Origin of the sequence: Kitasatospora sp. NPDC097643 (assembly GCF_040302625.1) — a bacterium.
GTDB lineage: Bacteria > Actinomycetota > Actinomycetes > Streptomycetales > Streptomycetaceae > Kitasatospora.
On record NZ_JBEOSA010000018.1, the window covers coordinates 68,579 to 87,428 of the forward strand.

Below are 18,850 nucleotides of genomic sequence, written 5' to 3' on the forward strand. Positions count from 1 at the left end.
CCGGTGGGACGGCCGGGGCGGGGCGGCGGCGAAGGCCGGCTCCGCGTACCGGTTCTGCCGGTAGTTCTGCCTGCCTGAGGGGTGGCACGGCCGCCCGGGGGCAGGATTAGCGACCGCCAAAGATGCCTGATGACCGCTCAGCACTCGCCGACCAGCAGCGCCTGGGCCCGTCGGCGGGAGGCGGTGGCCTCCACCGTGCGGCCCAACTCGCCGAGCAGGTCGGCCAGCAGGCCGTGGGAGCGGGACTCGAGCGCGGTGTCGCCGACGGTCCGGCCGAGGGCGACGGCCAGTTTGGCGGTGGACAGGGCGGCGTCGCGCCGGCCGAGGGCGTGCAGGGCACGGGCCCGGCTGTGGGTGGCCAGTACGGCGTCGGCGCCGCCGGACTGCGCGGTGGCGGTCCGTACCGCCTCGTCGGCGTGTCCGAGGGCCGGTCCGGGGGCGCCGGCGAGGACCAGGGCGTCGGCGAGGTCGGTGAGCGAGCGGGCCAGCAGGTGGCCGGTGGCCGGGGTGCGGGCGGCGGTCACCAGGTCGGTCAGCAGCGGCAGCGCCTGCCCGTGCCGCCCGGCGCGCAGCAGGGCGCCCGCCACCCGGCCCCGGCAGCGGTGGCGCAGCACCCGGTCGCCGGCCCGGTCGGCGGCGGCGACGGCCTGGTCCAGCTGCTCCAGGGCGGCGCGGTAGGTGGCGCGGTCGACCAGCAGCACGGCCAGGTCGGTGGCGAGCCGGGCCACGGCGGCCTCGTCCGCGCAGGCCTGGGCGGACCGCAGACCGGCCTCGACCACGGCCCGCCAGCGGCTCCGGTCGGCGCCGGTGGTCTCGTACAACAGGCCGATGCGGTGGGCGAGTTGCCAGGACTCGGCGGTCCGGCCGTACTGCTCGGCGCAGACCACGACGGCGTGCAGGGCGCTCTCCTCGCGGCGGAACCAGGCGGCCGCCCCGGAGCCGCCGGGGGCATCCCCGAGCACGCCCCCGGGGACGCCGCCGCAGTCGTCGGCCTCGGCCGTCCAGGCGGCGGTGACCGCGAGGTAGTGGGCGATCAGCCGGTCGAGGGCGTCGAGCCGGTCCTCGCAGCCGAGGTCGGCCGCCTGCCGGACGGCGTAGCGGCGGACCAGCTCACGCCTGGCGTAGTGGCCGGGCGAGGTCTCCTCCAACAGGTGAACGGCGTCCAGCCGGTTCAGCAGCGTCCGGGTGACGGCGGGCGGCAGGTCGGCGAGCGCGGCGGCGGTCGCGGTGTCGATCACCGCGCCGGGGTGCAGGCCGAGCAGGGTGAACAACCGGGCCGGGGCGGGCGGCAGCGTCCGGTACGTGCCGTCCAGGGCGGCGGTGATGCCGAGCGGGCCACGGCCGGTGCCGGCCAGGGCTGCGAGGCCGGTCTGCTCGTCGGCGAGCTCCGCCGTCAGGTCGCCCAGCGACCAGTCCGGGCGGGCCGCCAGCCGGGCGGCGGCCAGGCGCAGCGCGAGCGGCAGGTGGTCGCAGTGCCCGGCGAGCTCGGCGGCCGCCTCGGGTGCGGCGGCCACCCTGGCCGGGTCGAGCGCCCGGGCGAGCAGGTCGTCCGCGTCCCCCGGGTTGAGCACGCCCAGCGGGAGCGGGATGCCGCCCTCCCGGACCAGCAGGTGGCGCAGCCGGCTGCGGCTGGTGACCACCGTCACCGGGGCGCGCTCGGGGGCGCCGGACTCCTGCTCGCTGAACTCCTCTTCGCCGGGGGCGTGTTCGCCGGACCCAGGTCGGCCGGGCTCGCGCGCAGGGGGCGGTGGCGGGGCGGGCAGCAGCGGGGCGATCTGCTCGTACGAGCGGGCGCCGTCCAGCACGATCAGCACCCGGCGGCCCGCCACCAGCTCCCGGAAGCGTTCGGCCCGCTCCTCGGCGTCGTCCGGCAGCGCGGCCTCCTCGACCCCGAGCGCGGTGAGGAACTCGCCCAGCACCTCGGCGGGTTCGCGGGGGCCGGCCGGGTCGAAGCCGCGCAGGTCGGCGTGGAGCCGGCCGTCCGGGAAGCGGTCGGCCGAGCGCTGCGCCCAGTGCCGGACCAGGCTGCTCTTGCCGACCCCGGCCGGTCCGGTCACCAGGACCGGCCGACCGGCCCGGGCGGCGGGCACCACCTCGTCCAGGCGAGCGAGCTCCGCCGACCGTCCGACGAACCGGCGGTCGTGGGTGGTGGCTTGGGGGACGGGCGCCGGGGCGGCGGGCGGTACGGGCGTGAGCGGTACGGGTGCGGGCTCCCCGGTCCGCGTGTCGGCGTGCGGCTGCGGCTGCGGCTGGGGCCGCCGGGTGAGGCGCTCCCCGGCCTCGCGCAGCTCGGGCCCGGGCGGGCCGGAGAGCCAGGCCACCGCCCGGTCGTACCAGGCCATCGCCTCGTCCCGGCGCCCGGCCTGGTCCAGGCAGCCGACCAGCCGGGCGGCCAGCGCCTGCCGGGTCGGGTGGGCGGAGGCCACCTCGGCCAGCTCGGCGGCCAGTTCACTGCCCCGGCCGACCCGGAGCAGGCCGTCCGCGAGCCGGTCCAGGGCGCGCAGCCGCAGGTCGGTGACGTACGGGGTGACCCGCTCGCGCAGCAGGGCGGAGCCGCAGTCGGCCAGCACCGGGCCGCGCCAGAGGTCCAGGGCGGTGCGCAGCAGGGGCAGCACCTGGTCCTCCGGCCCCGGGCCCGGCTGGTCGACGGCCCCGGTCTGGTCCGGCAGCATCAGGCCCGCCCGGTCGCAGAGCCACCCGAACCGCAGCAGGTCCACCCGGCCCGGGTCCCCGGCGAGCAGGTAGCCGGCGCCCCGGGTGTCGAGGGTGAGGTCGGTGGCGTCCAACAGCTGCCGCAGGGCCGCGACATGACCCTGCAACGCCGCCCGGGCGGTGGGCGGCGCAGCGCCGTCCCAGACCAGCTCGATCAGGTCCTCGGTGGCCACCGTCTGGTTGAGCCGGACGGCGAGCGCGCTCAGCAGGGCGCGACGCTTGGGGGCCGACGGCGTGACCGGCACCCCGTCGTCCCGCCGGACGACGACCGGCCCGAGCAGGTCGATCTGCATGCGGCCCTCTCCTCCCCCGCCTTCCGGCGACTCCCCACGTCCCCCGAGGATATGGCCCGGTGCGACCACGAACACCTGCCGCCCACCCCCTGTCACCAGCACCCCTCCCCACGACTACCGACCGCCACGGTCTGCCGACCGGCCGGGCGCGGCCAGGCGGGGGCGGGACCGCCGCCCGGGGTCGACGGCGGCAGGCAGGGAAGGTCCACCACCCGGGCCGGGCAGGGCCGCGCCAGGCCGCGCTGCCAGGCCTGCCTCGCCGGGCGCCCGGCGAGGCAGGTGGCGCAGACAACTCGATGCCGGGGTACCGGGCGGCAACGTCGGTCAGCCGGGCCGCCATCGCCCGTTCCCCCTCCCGCCCCGGAGACGCACGGAACCGAACCGATCCGTCGACGCGTCCGAGGGGTGGACGGCCGGCCCCGGCCGGTCGGCCGGGGCGCCGGGCGAGGCGGTCTGGCGCGAACAGGACACGATTGCGCACTACACTGCACCACCCCGGGGCCGACCCCCGGGCGGGCGTTGTCGGGGTGAGGTGGGGGTTACCGGTGCGGATTCGGCTGCTCGGCCCGGTGGAGCTGCGGGCCGGGGCCGACGGCTTCGCCTCGCTGCCGGGGGCGCAGCGGCGGGCGATCCTGGCGCTGTTGGCGCTGCGGCTCGGCCGGGTGGTCGCGGTGGAGGGCTTCTGCGAGCTGCTGTGGGGGGACCGGCCGCCGGCCAGTGCCCGGGCCGCGTTGCAGGGGCACGTGGCCGCGCTGCGCAAGGCGATCGCCGCGACCCCGTTCGTGCTGCACACCCGGGCGTCCGGTTACCTGCTGGCGGGTCCGGCCGACGAGGTGGACGCGCTGTGCTTCGAGGCGCTGACCGGTCGGGCCGATGAGCTGGCGGGCCGGGGCTGCGACGCCGGGGCCGCCGAGGCGGTCACGCTGCTGGAGCAGGCGCTGCGGCTGTGGCGCGGGGCGGCCCTGGCGGACCTGCCGGACACCGCGCTGCGCGGTTCGGTGGTGGACGAGCTGGAGCAGGCGCACACCGCGGCGCTGATCAGCTGGGCCGGGCTGCGGCTGCGTCAGGGCACCGGCGCGGGGGCGGTGCCCGCCCTGGAGCACGGTGTCCGGGCCGACGGGCTGCGCGAGGAGGTGGTGGCGCTGCTGGTCCGCTGCCTGCACCAGGCCGGCCGACGGGCGGACGCGCTGACCGTCTACCACCAGGCCCGGCTGCGGCTCGCCGAGGAGTTGGGCATCCGCCCCGGTCCGGCGTTGCAGGCCGCGCTCGCCGAGGTGCTGGCCGGTGACGAGGCCGTGCCGGCGCCCCCCTCCCCGGCGTCGGTACCGGGACCGGCGCGCCCACCGGCGCCCACCCCGGAGCCCCCGCCGACCGCCCGCACGCCCCGGCAACTCCCGCGCCGCCAGGTGGACTTCACCGGCCGGGCGGCCGAGGCGCAGTGGCTGGACCGCGAGTGCGGAGCACGGCGCGGCGCCGACGGACCGCGCAGCGGCGAGCGCGCCGGCGACGGGCTGGCGCTGGTGGTCGGCCCGGCCGGTGTGGGCAAGAGCGCGCTGGTCGCCGCCTGGGCGCACCGGGCCGCCGCCGACTTCCCGGACGGGCAGCTCTACGCCGACCTGCGCGGTCTCGACCCGGCGGGCCCGGCCGAACCGGCCGCCGTCCTCGGCCGGTTCCTGCACGCGCTCGGCGTGCCGGCGGACGCCACCCCCGCGGACCTGGCCGGTCGCGCCGCGCTCTACCGGGAGCGGACCAGCGGCCGACGGCTGCTGGTGGTGCTGGACGACGCCGCCGACGCCGATCAGGTCGCCGACCTGCTCCCGGACGGGCCGGACTGCGCCGCCGTGGTGACCAGCCGCGGCTCCTTGGAGGGCCTGGTCGCCGCCGACGGCGCCGCCCTGCTCCGGCTCTCCCCGCTGCCCGCGGCCGACGCCCGGCGCCTGCTGGAGCGCGCGCTGACCCCCGAACGCGTGCGCGCCGAACCGGCCGCCGCGGACCGACTCGCGGAGCTCTGCGACCACCTGCCGCTCGCCCTGCGGATCGCCGCCGCCCGCCTGGCCACCCAACCGGACTGGCGGATCGCCGACCTGGTCGCCGAACTCGCCGAGGAGCCCACCCGCCTGGCCGTGCTGGACGCCGACGGCGAGACCGGCATCACGGCAGAGCTTGCTCTGACATTCCGTCAACTCTCTGCCACCGCGCGAGATCTGCTCGCCCTGCTCGCCGTCCACCCGGGCCGCGAGGTGGACACCCTGGCGAGCGCCGCACTGCTCGGCGCCGACCTCGCGACCGCCCGGCAGGCGCTCGGCGAGCTGGCCGCCCACCACCTGCTCACCGGCGCGGCCCCGGGCCGCTACGGCCGCTCCGAGCTGATCCGGCTGTTCAGCGCCGACCTGCTCGCTGACCTCCCCAAGGTACGCCAACGCCGCGCCGGGGAAAGGCTGTTGGACTACTACCAGGCAGCACTCCGGCACGGCGGCGACTTCGTCGAACCCGGCCAGAACGGCTTCGGCGGGCCGGCCCCCCAGCCGCCCGCGCTGCCGCCGGCCGGCAGCATCCGCACGGCGCTCGACTGGTTCCAGACGGAGGAGCCCGTGATCCGCGCGCTGGTCACCGCCGCCGTGGCCGACGACCCGGACCGGGCGTGGCGGCTGGCCCTGGCCGCCGGGCCGCTCTACTACGGCTCCAGCCGCTTCACCGACTGGCTGACCTGCATGCGCCTGGGCGGGCAGGCCGCCGAGGCGTCCGGTGACCGCCTGGCCGCCGCCCGGCTGCACTGCGCGGAGGCGGGTGCCCTGCTCGGCCTGGAACGCCGCCAGGAGGCCGCCGAGGCGGCCCGCCGGGCGGTGGCCTGCTCCGAACCGGCCGAACCGACCGAGCTGGCCGAACCGGCGGATCCCACTGCCCCGAACGCCGCCGGCGACGACACCACGGAGGCCCGGTCCGCCCGCGCCCAGGCCCTCTCCGTGCTGGCCCTGGTCACAGCACTGCTCGGCGACGCCGTCGAGGCCGTACGCCTCGCGGCCACCGCCACCGAGCTGGCCGCCGAGTCCGGCGACCCGAGCCGCCTGGCCCGCGCCCTCGCCCACCACGCCTGGGTCTCCCTGGCAGCCGGGGACCGGGACGACGCCCTGCGCCGGGCCCGCGAGGTCCGGAACCTGCTGCCCGCCCGCCCGGTCACCTCGGTCCACCTGTGGTCGATGCTCACCGAGGCACACGCCCTTCCCCCGCTCGGCCGCGGCATTCCCGCCGACCTGGCCTGGAACCGCCTGCTGGCGAGCTGCGAGGAGGCGGGCGGCGTGCTCTACCTGCACGCGATCGCCGAACAGTCCTACGCCTCCTACCTGTTGACCAGCGGCCGCGAGCCGGAGGCCCGGGAGCGGCTGCGCTCGGCCCTGGAACGCTTCCGCGCCCACGACCGACTCGCCGGTTTCGTCAGCGAGTTCACCACCGTCCTGGAGGAGTCCGTCAACTCCCGTGAGACGCACTCGATCTGACGGATCAACCGACCGCTGCGCCGTCCACCGGGGCGTACCCGTGCTCGGCCGCCAGGACCGGCCGCAGCGCCCGGATCGCGTAGAAGTTGCGGGACTTGACCGTCCCCGGCGGCACCCCGAGCCGGGCCGCGGTCTCCGCCACCGACCGGTCCCGCAGGTGCAGTTCGACCAGCACCTCCCGGTGGTGCTTCTGCACCCGCCGCAGGGCCAGCGCGATGTCCCGGGCCACGACCACCTGCTCGTACGGGTCCTCGGCCAGCGGCCGGTCCTCCAGCGGCTCGCCGATCACCTCCTTGGCGCGTGCGGAAGCCATCCGGTAGTGGTCGATGGCGATCCGCCGGGCCACCGTGAACAGCCACGGGCGGCTCTGCTCGGGCCCGGCCGCCAGCGCCTCCGGGTGCTGCCAGGCCCGCAGCAGGGTCTCCTGGAGGATGTCCTCCGCCTTTCCGCGATCGCCGCCGGTCGCCCGCAGCAGCGCGCGCAGCAGGTAGCCGCCGTGCAGCCGGTGGATCTCCGCGAGCGTCTCCGGGTCGAGGGTCGGGCGCGCCGCCCGCCGCGCCGCCGCGGGCTGCGCAACGGCCGCGGGCTGCGCAACGGTCGCGGGCTGCGCAACGGTCGCGGGCTGCACGACGTCCGACGGGGCGGACGGCTGGGTGACGGGCGTGGGCTGGGCGACGGGCGGCTTCGACACGCGCTACCTCTCAGATCGGGCAGGGGGCACGGCAACACACCGACCGGACGACCCCGGCGGCTGCAACAGCACCCTGCCCGCACCCGCCAAGGCCGCACCAACATTCCGCCAACGCGGCAACCCACCCGCCGTCAGGCCCGATTGAGCGCCCGCACCAACTCCTCCACCCCCTCCTCCCCGCGCTGCTCGATGAGCACGGCGACCCAGCCCGCGAGCCGCTCCCGCTCCTCCGCCGACCAGTCCGGCGCCGACGGGTGCTCCTCGACCACCAGCGCCGACGCCAGCTCCAGCAGCCCCGGCGCCGGCTCCGGCCGCCACCGGCCCGTCGGCAGCGCCCGCACCGCCAGCCGCCGGGCGACGGCGATCACCTCCTCCGCCGTCCCCTGCGGCACCGCCAGCACGGGCGGCCCGGGCAGGCTCTCCGCGCCGTCCCGCACCAGTGCCGCCACCAGGGCCCGCACGTCCGCCACGTCCGGATCCATCGTCGTCCCTCCCCCGTCCCGTCCCACGGGACTCACGCCGGTTCGTCCTCGTGGCACTCGGCGCATACCGAGTGCCACCGGGAGACGGTACCGAGTGCCGACCGGTCCGGCAGAGGGTTTTCCCACCCGCCGCCGGAACGGCCGGACGGCACGGCCGAAGTGGCGGTGGTGGTGCACATCGGATCCTCCCAGCGAGACGGGGGCGCGGCATGCGCCCTCCTCGCTCAACGGGACCCCTGGCAGGCCCGGTTCACCCGCCCAGGGCCGCCCGGCGCGGCCCCGTGGCCGCAGCTGCCGGTGGAGCACCCGCCGGTGCCACGACGGGCGGGCCGCCGGTCACCCGGCCCGTTCGGGGGCGGCCGGGGCGGTGGCCGGGACGGTGGGGGCACCGGCCGTGGTCACGCCCGGGGCGAGCGGCAGGGTCGCGGAGACCCGGAAGCCCGACCGGTACGGCGAGGCGCTGAGCTCGCCGCCGAACAGGGCGATCCGCTCGGCCAGACCGATCAGGCCGTGGCCGGTCGAGAGCTCCCCCCGCGCCCGGGAGCGGCGGCCCGCGCCGTCGTCCACGACATCCAGGTGCAGCGCATCGGACCAGGTGACCCGCACGACGGCGTGGCTGCCCGGTCCCGCGTGCTTGGTGATGTTGGTGACGGCCTCCTGCACCAGCCGGTAGGCGGTCAGGTCGACGCTGTCGTCCAGGTGCACCGGGGTACCGTGCACCTCCAGGTCCACCTGGATCCCGGCCTGCCGGACGTGCTCCAGCAGCGGGGCCAGGTCGCCCAGCCCACGCCGGCCCGCGCAGCCCTCGACGGTGGCGCCGACGGTGGCGTCGGCGGTGCGCAGCAGCCGGAGCAGCCGGCGCAGCTCCGCCATCGCGCTGCGGCCGACCTCCTCGATCCGGGCCAGCGCCTCCGTCGCCGGGGAGGGCGCGGACGGCAGGGAGGACGGCAGGGAGGACCCGGCGGGCACCGGGTCCGGGGCGGTCCGGGCCGTCTCCGCCTGGAGCACCATCACCGCCACCGCGTTGGCCACGATGTCGTGCAACTCGCGGGCGATCTGGGTGCGTTCGTGGACCACCGCGCGGCGGGCCCGGGCCAGCTCCCGGCGGTCGTGCGCGGCCGCCAGGGCCACCGCCCGGGTCCACCGGCCGATGCCCCAGGTCGCGGCCGTGATCGGCAGGTAGAACGCCAGCCCCGCGATCAGCGCCGGTGTCTCGTACCCGGGCGCGGCGAGCTGCGCGACGGTGTCCCAGATCGCCAGCCCGATCGGGACCAGCGCCAGGGCGAGCGCGCCGAGGGCGGCCGGCAGCCGGCACTGCCGCGCCACCGTGTACAGCGCGACCAGCACCCCGAAGTACGGGGTGAAGTGGAAGTCCGTGAACACGGTCAGCAGGTTCGCGCCGACCGCGGCCGCCCAGACCACCCCGAACGCCGCCACCGGCCACCGCCGCCGGAACAGCAGCGCCGCCACCTCCGGCAGGGCGAAGGCCAGCAGCTGGAGCTCCTCCTGCCAGGTGGTGTCCGGCGACACCGGGGAGCCGAAGAAGAACGCCTCCGGGACGATCACCGCCAGCGCCAGTGCGGCGTCCTGCACCCGGGTGGACCGCAGCCACCTGCGGCGGCCGGCCCTGGGCGCGGTCTGTTCGGTCACCACGGGATCCGTCTCCTCAGCTCCTCACCGCGTCGGGGTCACTTCTTCGGGCAGCCGCCGCAGTTGATCGTCACGCAGCAGATCCCCTGGGCGAAGGTCGACAGGTCGTCGCCCGCCAGGGAGAGCCACCAGGCCGGGGCGAGGTCGGCCGGCGAGGGAGCGGAGCCGGCCGGCGGCGCGACCGGGTAGCCGAGCTCGGCGTACGCGGCCCACAGATCGCCGCGGTGGCGGCGCAGGCTGTCGGTGAGCGCGTCCAGTGTGATCGCCACCGCCGCGTCGCCCGCGTGCCGCGAGGGCCCGACCAGTGCCAGCACGGCCGCCGCCGTCCGGATCCCGTCCACGGCGGCGGCGGCCAGGCTCACCCCGGCCACCCGTACGCTCTCGACGTCGCCGCCCGCGGCGATCCGGACCGCGTAGCGCGCCCACGGGTCCGCCAGCATCCGGGGCGGGTCGGGCACCAGCACGGTGGTCGGCCCGGTGAGGAAGCCGGAGGCCAGGGCGGTGCCCGTGCCCCCGTCCGGTGCCACGAGGTGCACGGTGGCGCCCACGGTCGGGGAGTCGTTCATGGTTACGGTCCCAGGGGGTGAGGGTGCCCGGAACGGGCAGTTGACCGGACGTGTCCGGTCCAGTCGTAACGTGCCCGGCCGCACCCCGCCCCCAGGGGGCAACCGTGCGAGTGAGCCGGGCGGGGCCATCGGGTGTTTTCCGGCGACCGGTCCGCCCGCCGTTGAACGGCGCCGCCCGCCCCGCCCGTTGAACGGAGCGGACGGCCCTACGGCGCCGGCGTCGGGGGACGCCGCACACCCGTGCACGGAGCAGGGCCGAGACGGCGACAGGAGACGAACACGTGGCGGCCGACCCCCTCACCACCGGGCGGATCCACCGACTGACGACCGGCCCGGACTGGGACCTCGCCCCCGAGTACGGCCCCGTCACCCCGCCGACCGGGGCTGCGGGTGGGCCGGCGGGTGGGCCGGCGGGTGGGCCGGACTGGCAACGGCCGCTGGACGTCCTGGGGACGGTGCTGGTGCCCCCGGAGGCACGGCCCGCCCCGGCCGCCCCGGCGGTGGCGCCTCCCGCGCTCCCCGCCCGACCCGCGCTGCGCGCTCTGCCCACCGTTCCCGCGGTGCCCGCGGTGCCCGCCGCCCCCGCCGTGCCCGCCGCCCCCGCCGCGAGGACCGGCCGACGCAGCCTGGGACTCGGCCTCGGTCTCGGCCGCGGCACCCGCGACCTCGAACGCCTCACCGCCACCATCCGCACCCCCCTGCGCCGCTCCTTCCGGATCGCCGTCATCGGCCTCAAGGGCGGGGTGGGCAAGACCTCGACCACCCTGGCGCTCGGCTCCCTCCTCGCCGAGACCCGCTCCGACAAGGTCATCGCCGTCGACGCCAACCCCGACACCGGCACCCTCAGCCGCCGCGTCCACCTGGAGACCCCGGCCACCGTCCACGACCTGCTCGCCGCCGAGCCCACCATCACCGGCTACATGGACGTCCGCCGGTTCACCTCGCTCACCCCCAGCGGGCTGGAGGTCCTCGCCAACGACGCCGACCCGGCCGTCGCCACCAGCTTCGGCGGCGAGGACTACCAGCGCCTCGTCGACCTGCTCGGCCGCCAGTACCCGGTCATCCTCAGCGACTGCGGCACCGGCCTGCTCCACAGCTCCATGCGCGGCGTCCTCGGCCTCGCCGACCAGCTCGTCATCACCGCGACCACCAGCGTCGACGGCGCGAGCAGCGCGGGCAGCACCCTGGAGTGGCTGTACGCCAACGGCTACGCCGCACTGGCGCAGCGCAGCGTCACCGTGATCTCCAGCATCCGGGGCAACGGTAAGCGGCAGATCCGGGTGGAGGAACTGGTCGCCCACTTCGAGAGCCGCTGCCGCGGCGCGGTGGTCCTGCCCTTCGACGAACACCTCGCCCTCGGCGGCGAGTTCGACCTCGCCAAGCTCCGCCCCAAGACCCGCCGCGCCTACCTCGACCTCACCGCCCTCGTCGCCGAGGGCATCCCCCTCGCCGAAGCCACCGCCACCCCCTGACCACGGCCCCACGTCCGGCCCGTTCCCGTCCACCGAATGGGCGGCCACAACCTCGGCCGCCACAACCACGGCCGCCGCCGACGTCGGCTTCGGCGACACCTCGGCCACCCAGATGTGGCTCTTCGAACCCGTCGGCTGACCACAGCCCCCGCCTCATTGCGACCGGAGGCCCCGGTCAGGCGGGGCCATCCTCGTGACCGGCAACCATGCGGCCGAACTGGACCGGGCCGCTTCACGCGCCCTCACCGGGCGCGGCGGGCAGGTGCAGCCAAGATCAGCAGCTGGACGGGACCGCAGACCGGCCACGGCTCGTCGGCGGGGCACAGCAGCGGCCCGCCGACCGGGCTCTCGGCCGGGGACGGGCTACCGGCGCGCGGGTGGAGGCGCACTGCGTCGCGTCGCGGCGGCGTCAGTTCGGGGAAGAGCTGCTCCACGTCCGCGAGGGCGGTGCGGGGTCGTTCGGGTCGTCGTCTTCAGCGTCCGTGCTCGTCCGCTGCGGCGACGACCCTGGAACCCGGTCTGCCGAATCGGCCGGCAGCCCGTCAGGCCTGCCAGCGGCCGGGCCGCCAGTCGCGGCGGCGGGCCGCGCCGATGAGGGCGGCGGTGCCGAGGGTGAGGGTGACGATGGCGAGGGTGGCGGCGGCGAGGGTGGTGGCCTGGTGGAGGGCGGGGTCGGGGGGTGGGGGCTGGAGCGGGGGGACGGTGGGGGTGGTGGGTGACGGGGGGTCGCCGGGGAGGGGGGTGCTGAGGGCGGTGAGGGGGTCGACGGTGCCGTAGCCGACGTGCGGGTCGGGGAGGGCGGTGCCGGGGTGGTAGGCAGTGGCGGTGAGGCGTTCGCGCAGCTGGGCGGGGGTGAGGTCGGGCCGGTAGCCGAGGACGAGGGCGGCGGTGCCGGCGACGACGGCGGTGGCGTAGCTGGGGCCGGCGGCGGTGAAGTGGCCCTTGCCGCCCGGCCCGACACTCAGTACGGCGTCCCCGGGCGCCACCAGGTCGATCCGGCCGCCGTCCGGCCCCCCGGCGGGCGGGCTTCCGTTGGGGGCGAGGTCGGAGACGGCCAGCACCTCGGGCAGCGCGGCCGGGTACACCGGGCCGCCGGCCGGGCCGCCGGCCGAGGGGTTGCCCGGGTCGAAGGCGGCCGGGGCGATCACCAGCGCGCCCTTGCCGTCGGCGTAGTGGACGGCGGCGGCCAGTGCCTCGTCGGCCGTCGCGACGGGGACGCCGACGGCGATGACCCGGGCGCCGCCGTCCGCCGCGTCCCGGATGCCCTTGGCGAGCAGGGCCGGGGTGGTGGTTCCGACGTCGTCGGTGACGGCGACGGCGAGGATCCGCGCCTCGGGGGCGAGGCCGGCGAAGCCGATGCCGTCCTGCCGCCGGGCAGCGACCAGTCCGGCGAGGAAGGTGCCGTGGCCGACGCAGTCGCGCGCGGAGTCGCCGGGGCCGTATTCGCGCGGGCCGGGGGTGAGCCGGCCGTCGAGCGCGCCGGAGGCCGGGTCGACCCCGGAGCCGAGGACGGCGACGGTGACGCCCGCGCCCCGGCTGAGCTGCCAGGCGGACTCGGGGCGCAGGAAGGTCTGCGCCCACGGGGTCCGTTCGGTGTTCCGGTCGGAGGGCTTGACGCAGCCGTCGGACCGTCCGGTCCCGGCCGCGCCCCGGTTCTGGACGATCACGGGCAGCGCGCCCGGGTCGGCCGGCGGGGTCCCGGCGGCGGACGCGGCGGAGGCGGCCGGGGCGACCGCCGCCAGCAGGGCCGCGGAGCAGAGCGCCACAACGGCGGAACGCCGCGCCACACCCGTCACACCGCGCTCCCCTGCGGCAGCACCGGACCCGCCGGACCCGCCGGCAGCCCCGGCAGGTCCTGCGGCAGCAGCAGGCTCAGCTCGGACAGGTCGCCGACGTCGAGCCGGGCGAGCCGGCCGGCCTGCCGGGTGACCATCGCCTCCAGCGTCTGCCGGGCGAAGCGGCCGTTGCCGAAGTTGCGGTCCCGGGGGACGGCCGCGCACAACTCGCCCAGGGCGGTGAGGGTTTCGGGCGCGCAGAGGTAGCCGGCTTCCTCCGCCTGGAGCCGGACGATGGTGACCAGCTCCTGCGCGCTGTAGTGGTCGAAGGCGATCTGCTGGGAGAACCGGGAGGCCAGGCCCGGGTTGGAGCCGAGGAAGCCCTGCATCTCGTCCTGGTAGCCGGCGACGATGACGACCACCTCGTCGCGGTGGTCCTCCATCAGCTTCATCAGGGTGTCGACGGCCTCCTGCCCGAAGTCGCCGCCGACGGCGCCGCCGCGCGGGGTGAGGGTGTAGGCCTCGTCGATGAACAGCACGCCGCCCCGGGCGCGTTCGAAGGCCTCCCGGGTGAGCTGGGCGGTGTGTCCGATGTAGCGGCCGACCAGGTCGGCCCGGGCGGTCTCGACGAGCTGGCCGCGCGGCAGCACGCCGAGCTCGGCGAGCAGGGCGCCGTAGAGCCGCGCCACGGTGGTCTTGCCGGTGCCGGGCGGGCCGGCGAAGACCAGGTGGTGGCTGATCCGCGCGGTGGGCAGGCCGGCTTCCTCGCGGCGGCGGGCCTGGGTGATCAGGTTGACCAGGTTCTCGACCTGTTCCTTGGCGGCGGTGAGGCCGACCATCGCCCGCAGTTGGTCGAGCAGTTCACCGCCGCCGGGGCCCGGCCCGCCGCTCCCGTCCGCGCGGGCGGCCGTACCGGCGGCGGCCTCGCCCAGGTCCTCGGGGAGCAGCACGGCCAGGTCGGTGTCGGTGAGCTCGGTGTGCTCGGCGAGGTCGGCGAGTCGGGAGGCCTGGCGGTCGACCATCTCCTCGAAGACCTTGCGGGCGGCGCGGCCGTTGCCGAAGTCGGCGCCCTTGGGCATCCGGGTGAAGTGCGTGCCCAGCGCGTCCCGGGTGGCGCCGGCGAGCTGGTAGCCGTGGCCGGCGGCGGCCCGTTCGACGATGGTGACGAGTTCCTCCGCCGAGTAGTTGCGGAACTCGACGGTCCGGCTGAACCGGGAGGCGAGGCCGGGGTTGGAGCCGAGGAAGGTGCGCATCTCGTCGGAGTAGCCGGCGACGATGACCACCACGTCGTCGCGGTGGTCCTCCATCAGCTTGACCAGGGTGTCGATCGCCTCGCGGCCGAAGTCCGGCCCGGTGCCGGCGGCGCCCGACGCGAGCGTGTACGCCTCGTCGATGAACAGCACGCCGCCGAGCGCGGACTGGAACACCTCGGTGGTCTTGATCGCCGTGCCGCCGACGATCGAGGCGACCAGGTCGGCCCGGGCGACCTCGGTGAGGTGGCCGCTGCGCAGCACGCCGAGGTCGGCGAGGATCGCGCCGTAGAGGCGGGCGACGGTGGTCTTCCCGGTGCCGGGCGGTCCCGCGAAGATCAGGTGACGGCCCATCGGCAGGGCGGGCATGCCGGCCTGCTCGCGGCGCCGGGCCAGCTTGTTGAGGTTGACCAGGGTGGCCACCTGGTCCTTGACGCCCTCCAGGCCGACCAGCGCCTGGAGGGCCGCCTGCGGGCCCTCCGGCTCGGGCGGCGGCAGTGGGTCGGCCGGGCGGTCCACCGCCGACGCTCCGCGCTCCTCCGCTCCGGGGGCTGCCCCGGAATCCGCGCCGGGATCCGCACCGCCCGGGCGGGCGGTCGTCGGCTCGTCCTCGGCGCCGGCGGTGGCGCTGCCGTGGCTGTCGGCGTGTGCGTTGTCCCGGCTGGTCAGGTTCTCCACCGACAGCCGGGTGCTGGGGCGGGTCTGCCGCAGGCCGGAGCCGCGGTTGCCGGTGACGGTGCAGCCGGTGATCCGGATCGGCTGCTCGGATTCGGCGCGCACACCGTCGCGGGTGTTGTCGGTCAGCTCGCAGCCGGTGAGGGCGGCCCGGCTGCCGGCGGCCAGCAGCAGGCCGTGCCGACGGTTGCCGTGCACCCGGGAGCGGGCCATGGTCAGTTCGCCGCCGTCCTCGACCAGGACGCCGTCGGCGGTGCAGTCGGCGATGTCGCAGTCGCGCAGCGCGGCGATGCCGCCCGGACCGATCTCGACGCCGGACGTCCCTGCGCCTTGCGCGCCGTACGCCCCCTGCGCGCCGTACGCCCCGTGCGCGGCGGAGGAGCCGGTCGTACCCGTCCCTCGGACGGTGGTCCCGCCGACCTGGATGTTGCCGCCGTCGGCGACCCGCAGCGCGGCCCGGCCGGTCGCGGCCAGCACGCCGGCCTCCAGCCGCCCGCGCCCCTCCCGCAGCACCTCGACGCCGTGGCCGCGCACCTCGGCGACGTCCAGCCGCCGCAGCAGCGGGTTGGCGCCGTCGCGCACGCTCACCCCAGCGCCGGCCGCGCCGCGCACCTCCAGCCGGTCGAACTCGGCCGCGCTCTCGCCGACCAGCTCCACCCCGGCGCCGCCGCTGTCCCGGACGGCGGTCCGGGTCAGGGCCGGGCCGGCGGCTTCGTCGACCAGGATCCCGGCCGCCCCGGCGCCCGCCACCTCGCAGTCCTCGAAGGTGCCCCGGGACCGGCCGGTGACGTGGATGCCGTGGCCCTTGGTGCGCGCCGTGCGGCAGCGGCGCACCAGCGGGTCGGTGCCACCGGCCAGGACGAGGCCGTGCCCCCGGGTGTCGTGGACGGTGCAGTCCTCCAGCAGCACCTGGGCGGCCGAGCTGAGGAAGACCCCGACCGAGGCGTCCCGGACGGTGGTGCGCAGCACGCGCGTGGTGCTGTGCTCCTCCAGCGCGATGCCGGGCTTGTCGGTGGCGGAGATCTCGCAGTCCTCGATCGAGCCGCGGCCCTCGCCGTTGGCGCACACCCCGTTGCCCCGGGCGTCCCGCAGCACGCACCCCCGCACGACGGGGTTGGCCCGCTCGCCGATCACCACGGCCGAGCTGCCCAGGTGCTCGATGACGCAGTCCTGGATCACGCTGGTGCCGGCGGACGTCTCCACGATGCCGGCCCCGGCCGGGTTGACGACCCGGCAGCCGCGCATCGCCAGTACCCCCTGTTGCCGGGTCAGCACGGCCGTCCAGGAGGAGCCCGCCACCTCGCAGTCCTCCAGCGCGGCCTGCCCGCGCGGGACGTCCACGGCCGGCAGTTCCTCGTCCTGGCCCTGGAGCACCAGCCCGGTCAGCTGGACGGCCTCCGACACCACCTGGACGACCGGGCCGCGCCGGGCAGAGATCCGGACGCTGCCGCGGGCCTCCTCGGCGGTGATGGTCACCATCTTGGTGATCACCAGGTTCTCCTCGTAGCGGCCCGGGCGGACGCTGATCACCGTGCCGCTGCGGGCCGCCTCCAGTGCGGCGCCGATCGTGCGGTAGCCGCCGTCGCGCTGCTCCGCACAGACCGTCAGCACATGGCGGGTCATGGGGCGCTCTCCTCCGTCGTTCGTGGTCGTTGGGTGCGGCCGGGGTCGTGCCGTGCGGCCGGTGTCGCTCGGCGCGGCCGAGGTCCTTGGGCGCGGCCGGGGGTCGGTCCGCCCCGGGTCGCCGGGGTCAGCCGGTGCAGGTGGCCCGGACGGCGGACGCGGCGTGGTGGGCGTAGGTCTTGGAGTCGCCCTGCCAGTCCAGGCCCCGGGTGTGCAGCATCACGGCGATCTTGCCGTCGCTCAGCGGGTAGCTGCCCACCGCGACCCACTGGCCCCGGTTGCCGACCTGGTTGACGGAGAACGAGCCGATCGTTCCGCTGCCGGGCGCGGACTTGCTCTGGACGGTGTAGTACGTCGGGGCGCCGCCGACCGCCTTCACGTCGCCGCTGCCCGGCACGTACACGGACAGCTTGCAGCTGCCGCTGGTGACCGGCGCGGTGTTGAACGTCCAGACCACCGAGTTGCCGTCGTCCTTGTTCGCGGCGCCGGACATCGGCACCGAGGTGAAGCTGCCGTTGCAGCCGTCCCCCGCGTAGCCGCCGGAGTTGGTGCGCCAGCCCTCCTGTCCCTTGTCGAACCAGCCGTACTGCTGGGTGGTGGTGCCACCGCCGGTGCAGAACGGGCCCGCGACGGCGGCGTAGCTCGGGGCCGGGGCCGGCGCCGGCGGGGCGGGCTTCGCCACCGGCGCGGGCGGCACCGGGGCCGGTGGCGCGGGCTGGGCGGCGGGGGGCTGCTGGGCGGCCGGTGGCTGCTGGGCCTGCTGGGGCTGCTGCGGCTGGGTCTGCGGGGCGGCACCCGCGCCGCCGGTGCCGCCGCTCTGGCCGCCGGACGACCCGGCGGCGGCCTTGCCGGGGTCCGGCCGTCCGCCGCCGGCCGGTGCGCCGCCGCCCGTGACCGGACGGCCGGCCACCGGCACGGCCTGGCCACCCGCGCCGCCCTGGTCCTGGGGCGCCTCGCCCGCCGCCGTCGGCGTCGCGGCGGCACCGTCAGCGGGCGCCGAGGGGGTGGCCGGGGCGGACGGCGTGAGCGTCGCGGGCTGCTCGCCCAGCACGTTGCCGTGCGCGTCGGCGCCCGGGACGAAGCCGTTGCCGCCGCCGTCCTGCTGCGTGTACCCGACGGGCGGCGGCCCCTCCGCACCCGACGGGCCCCGGTCGTCCCCGCCGAACTGCGAGACCCCCAGCGGCACGCCGACCAGCACCAGGCCCGCGATCACCGCGGCGGCCACCATCGGCCGGGAGATCCGGCGCGGCCCGCCCCCCGGCTCCTCCGCCGACTCCTGCCCGGGTACGGCGGTCACCCCCGCGGGGGCCTCAACCACGGTGGCAGCGACGGACGTTGGACCGGGCGCGGCGGTGGTGCCACCTGCGGGGGTGGCCTCGACCTCGGGCACCGCACCGGTGGCGGCCACCGCCGTGAGCTCCGGCTCGGCGGGGGCCGGTGCCGGTGCCGGCACGGGTGCCACCGCCGGTGCAGGTGCCGGTGCCGCACGGGACGCCAGCTCCTCGGGGACGACCCACGCCACCGCGGGCAACTGGATCCCGGCGCTCTCCGCCCCCTCCGCTCGACTCCCCCGGCCGCTGCGCTCCTTGCCCACCCTGGCCCCCTGGCCCTCGACGACGATGCCCGAACCTGGACGGCCTCCGCCCCACCCGGACCACCCGGGCGACGGACCCGTCCCTCCCGTTCCCACGGACGGCGACCCGCCGCGGGTTCAGTGCGGTCCGCGCAGGATCACCGGGCGTTCACAAGCGGAACAGAATTCTTCCGGTTGTGCGGGTCAAGTGTTGTAGATCTGTTGGTCGTTCACATCCGTTGCTACAGTCCCTGCTTGCAGTGACTGTGCACGTGTCGACTCCCGCACCATCCATCAGGAAAAGTGGAGAACAGCCATGGGTTCGCTTCCTCGCCGCATCGCCGCCGTCACCCTCACCACGGCCGCCCTGCTCGGCATCGCAGGTGCCGCCACCGACGCATCGGCCACCACGACCAGGTACTTCAAGGCCTACGGCACCAACCCGACCTACGCCGTCAACCACGTCTGGGCCGCCGCCCACGCCGCGGGGTACACCGACGACCAGTGCAACCAGGAGGTCGAGGTGATCTCGCCCGGCTACTGGGAGGTCATCCTCACCTGCGTGCGCTGACCGGACACCACGTGCCCGGCCCG

The 18,850-nt window shown here is 76.9% G+C and carries 11 protein-coding genes; 3 read left to right on the top strand and 8 right to left on the bottom strand.

Annotated features, from left to right (window positions below; translation table 11 throughout):
• Positions 1–137: 137 nt before the first annotated feature.
• Positions 138–3,005: an AfsR/SARP family transcriptional regulator gene (locus ABTY15_RS14755; protein WP_350582399.1), complete on the bottom strand. Its 2,868-nt coding sequence runs from the start codon at positions 3,003–3,005 to the stop codon at positions 138–140.
• A gap of 545 nt (positions 3,006–3,550) precedes the next feature.
• On the opposite strand from ABTY15_RS14755, the gene ABTY15_RS14760 reads away from it, so the two are divergent.
• Positions 3,551–6,499, top strand: coding sequence for an AfsR/SARP family transcriptional regulator (locus ABTY15_RS14760; RefSeq protein WP_350582402.1), 2,949 nt, complete (start codon positions 3,551–3,553; stop codon positions 6,497–6,499).
• Between the two features lie 4 nt (positions 6,500–6,503).
• Here ABTY15_RS14760 and ABTY15_RS14765 read toward each other — a convergent pair whose 3' ends face one another.
• The 4 genes from ABTY15_RS14765 to ABTY15_RS14780 form a co-directional block, all read right to left on the bottom strand.
• Positions 6,504–7,190, bottom strand: a complete 687-nt coding sequence (locus ABTY15_RS14765; protein ID WP_350582407.1) for a sigma-70 family RNA polymerase sigma factor — start codon at positions 7,188–7,190, stop codon at positions 6,504–6,506.
• Between the two features lie 131 nt (positions 7,191–7,321).
• Complete coding sequence (locus tag ABTY15_RS14770) at positions 7,322–7,672, bottom strand: hypothetical protein (RefSeq protein ID WP_350582413.1); 351 nt, start codon at positions 7,670–7,672, stop codon at positions 7,322–7,324.
• 336 nt (positions 7,673–8,008) lie between these two features.
• Entirely contained in the window at positions 8,009–9,325 is a 1,317-nt protein-coding gene (locus ABTY15_RS14775; RefSeq protein WP_350582416.1) for a sensor histidine kinase, read from the bottom strand.
• Between the two features lie 35 nt (positions 9,326–9,360).
• On the bottom strand, positions 9,361–9,888 hold the full coding sequence (locus ABTY15_RS14780; protein WP_350582419.1) for a hypothetical protein: 528 nt from the start codon (positions 9,886–9,888) through the stop codon (positions 9,361–9,363).
• Between the two features lie 281 nt (positions 9,889–10,169).
• On the opposite strand from ABTY15_RS14780, the gene ABTY15_RS14785 reads away from it, so the two are divergent.
• The gene (locus ABTY15_RS14785; protein WP_350582422.1) at positions 10,170–11,360 is read left to right on the top strand and encodes a MinD/ParA family ATP-binding protein; all 1,191 of its coding nucleotides are present in this window, start codon (positions 10,170–10,172) and stop codon (positions 11,358–11,360) included.
• 542 nt (positions 11,361–11,902) lie between these two features.
• Here the strand turns inward: ABTY15_RS14785 and ABTY15_RS14795 are convergent.
• The 3 genes from ABTY15_RS14795 to ABTY15_RS14805 all read right to left on the bottom strand — a co-directional run bounded on the left by ABTY15_RS14795 (position 11,903) and on the right by ABTY15_RS14805 (position 18,136).
• The gene (locus tag ABTY15_RS14795) at positions 11,903–13,156 is read right to left on the bottom strand and encodes a S8 family serine peptidase (RefSeq protein WP_350582427.1); all 1,254 of its coding nucleotides are present in this window, start codon (positions 13,154–13,156) and stop codon (positions 11,903–11,905) included.
• Positions 13,153–16,683 carry a right-handed parallel beta-helix repeat-containing protein gene (locus ABTY15_RS14800; protein WP_350582430.1) on the bottom strand — a complete coding sequence of 1,177 codons (3,531 nt, stop codon included), beginning with the start codon at positions 16,681–16,683 and terminating at the stop codon, positions 13,153–13,155. The genes ABTY15_RS14795 and ABTY15_RS14800 overlap by 4 nt, the downstream gene beginning before the upstream one ends.
• A gap of 127 nt (positions 16,684–16,810) precedes the next feature.
• A complete protein-coding gene (locus ABTY15_RS14805; protein WP_350582433.1) occupies positions 16,811–18,136 on the bottom strand; it encodes a hypothetical protein in 1,326 nt (441 codons plus the stop codon).
• A 436-nt stretch (positions 18,137–18,572) separates the two neighbouring features.
• Here ABTY15_RS14805 and ABTY15_RS14810 point away from each other — a divergent pair, with 436 nt between their 5' ends.
• Complete coding sequence (locus ABTY15_RS14810) at positions 18,573–18,827, top strand: hypothetical protein (protein ID WP_350582435.1); 255 nt, start codon at positions 18,573–18,575, stop codon at positions 18,825–18,827.
• Positions 18,828–18,850: the final 23 nt, after the last annotated feature.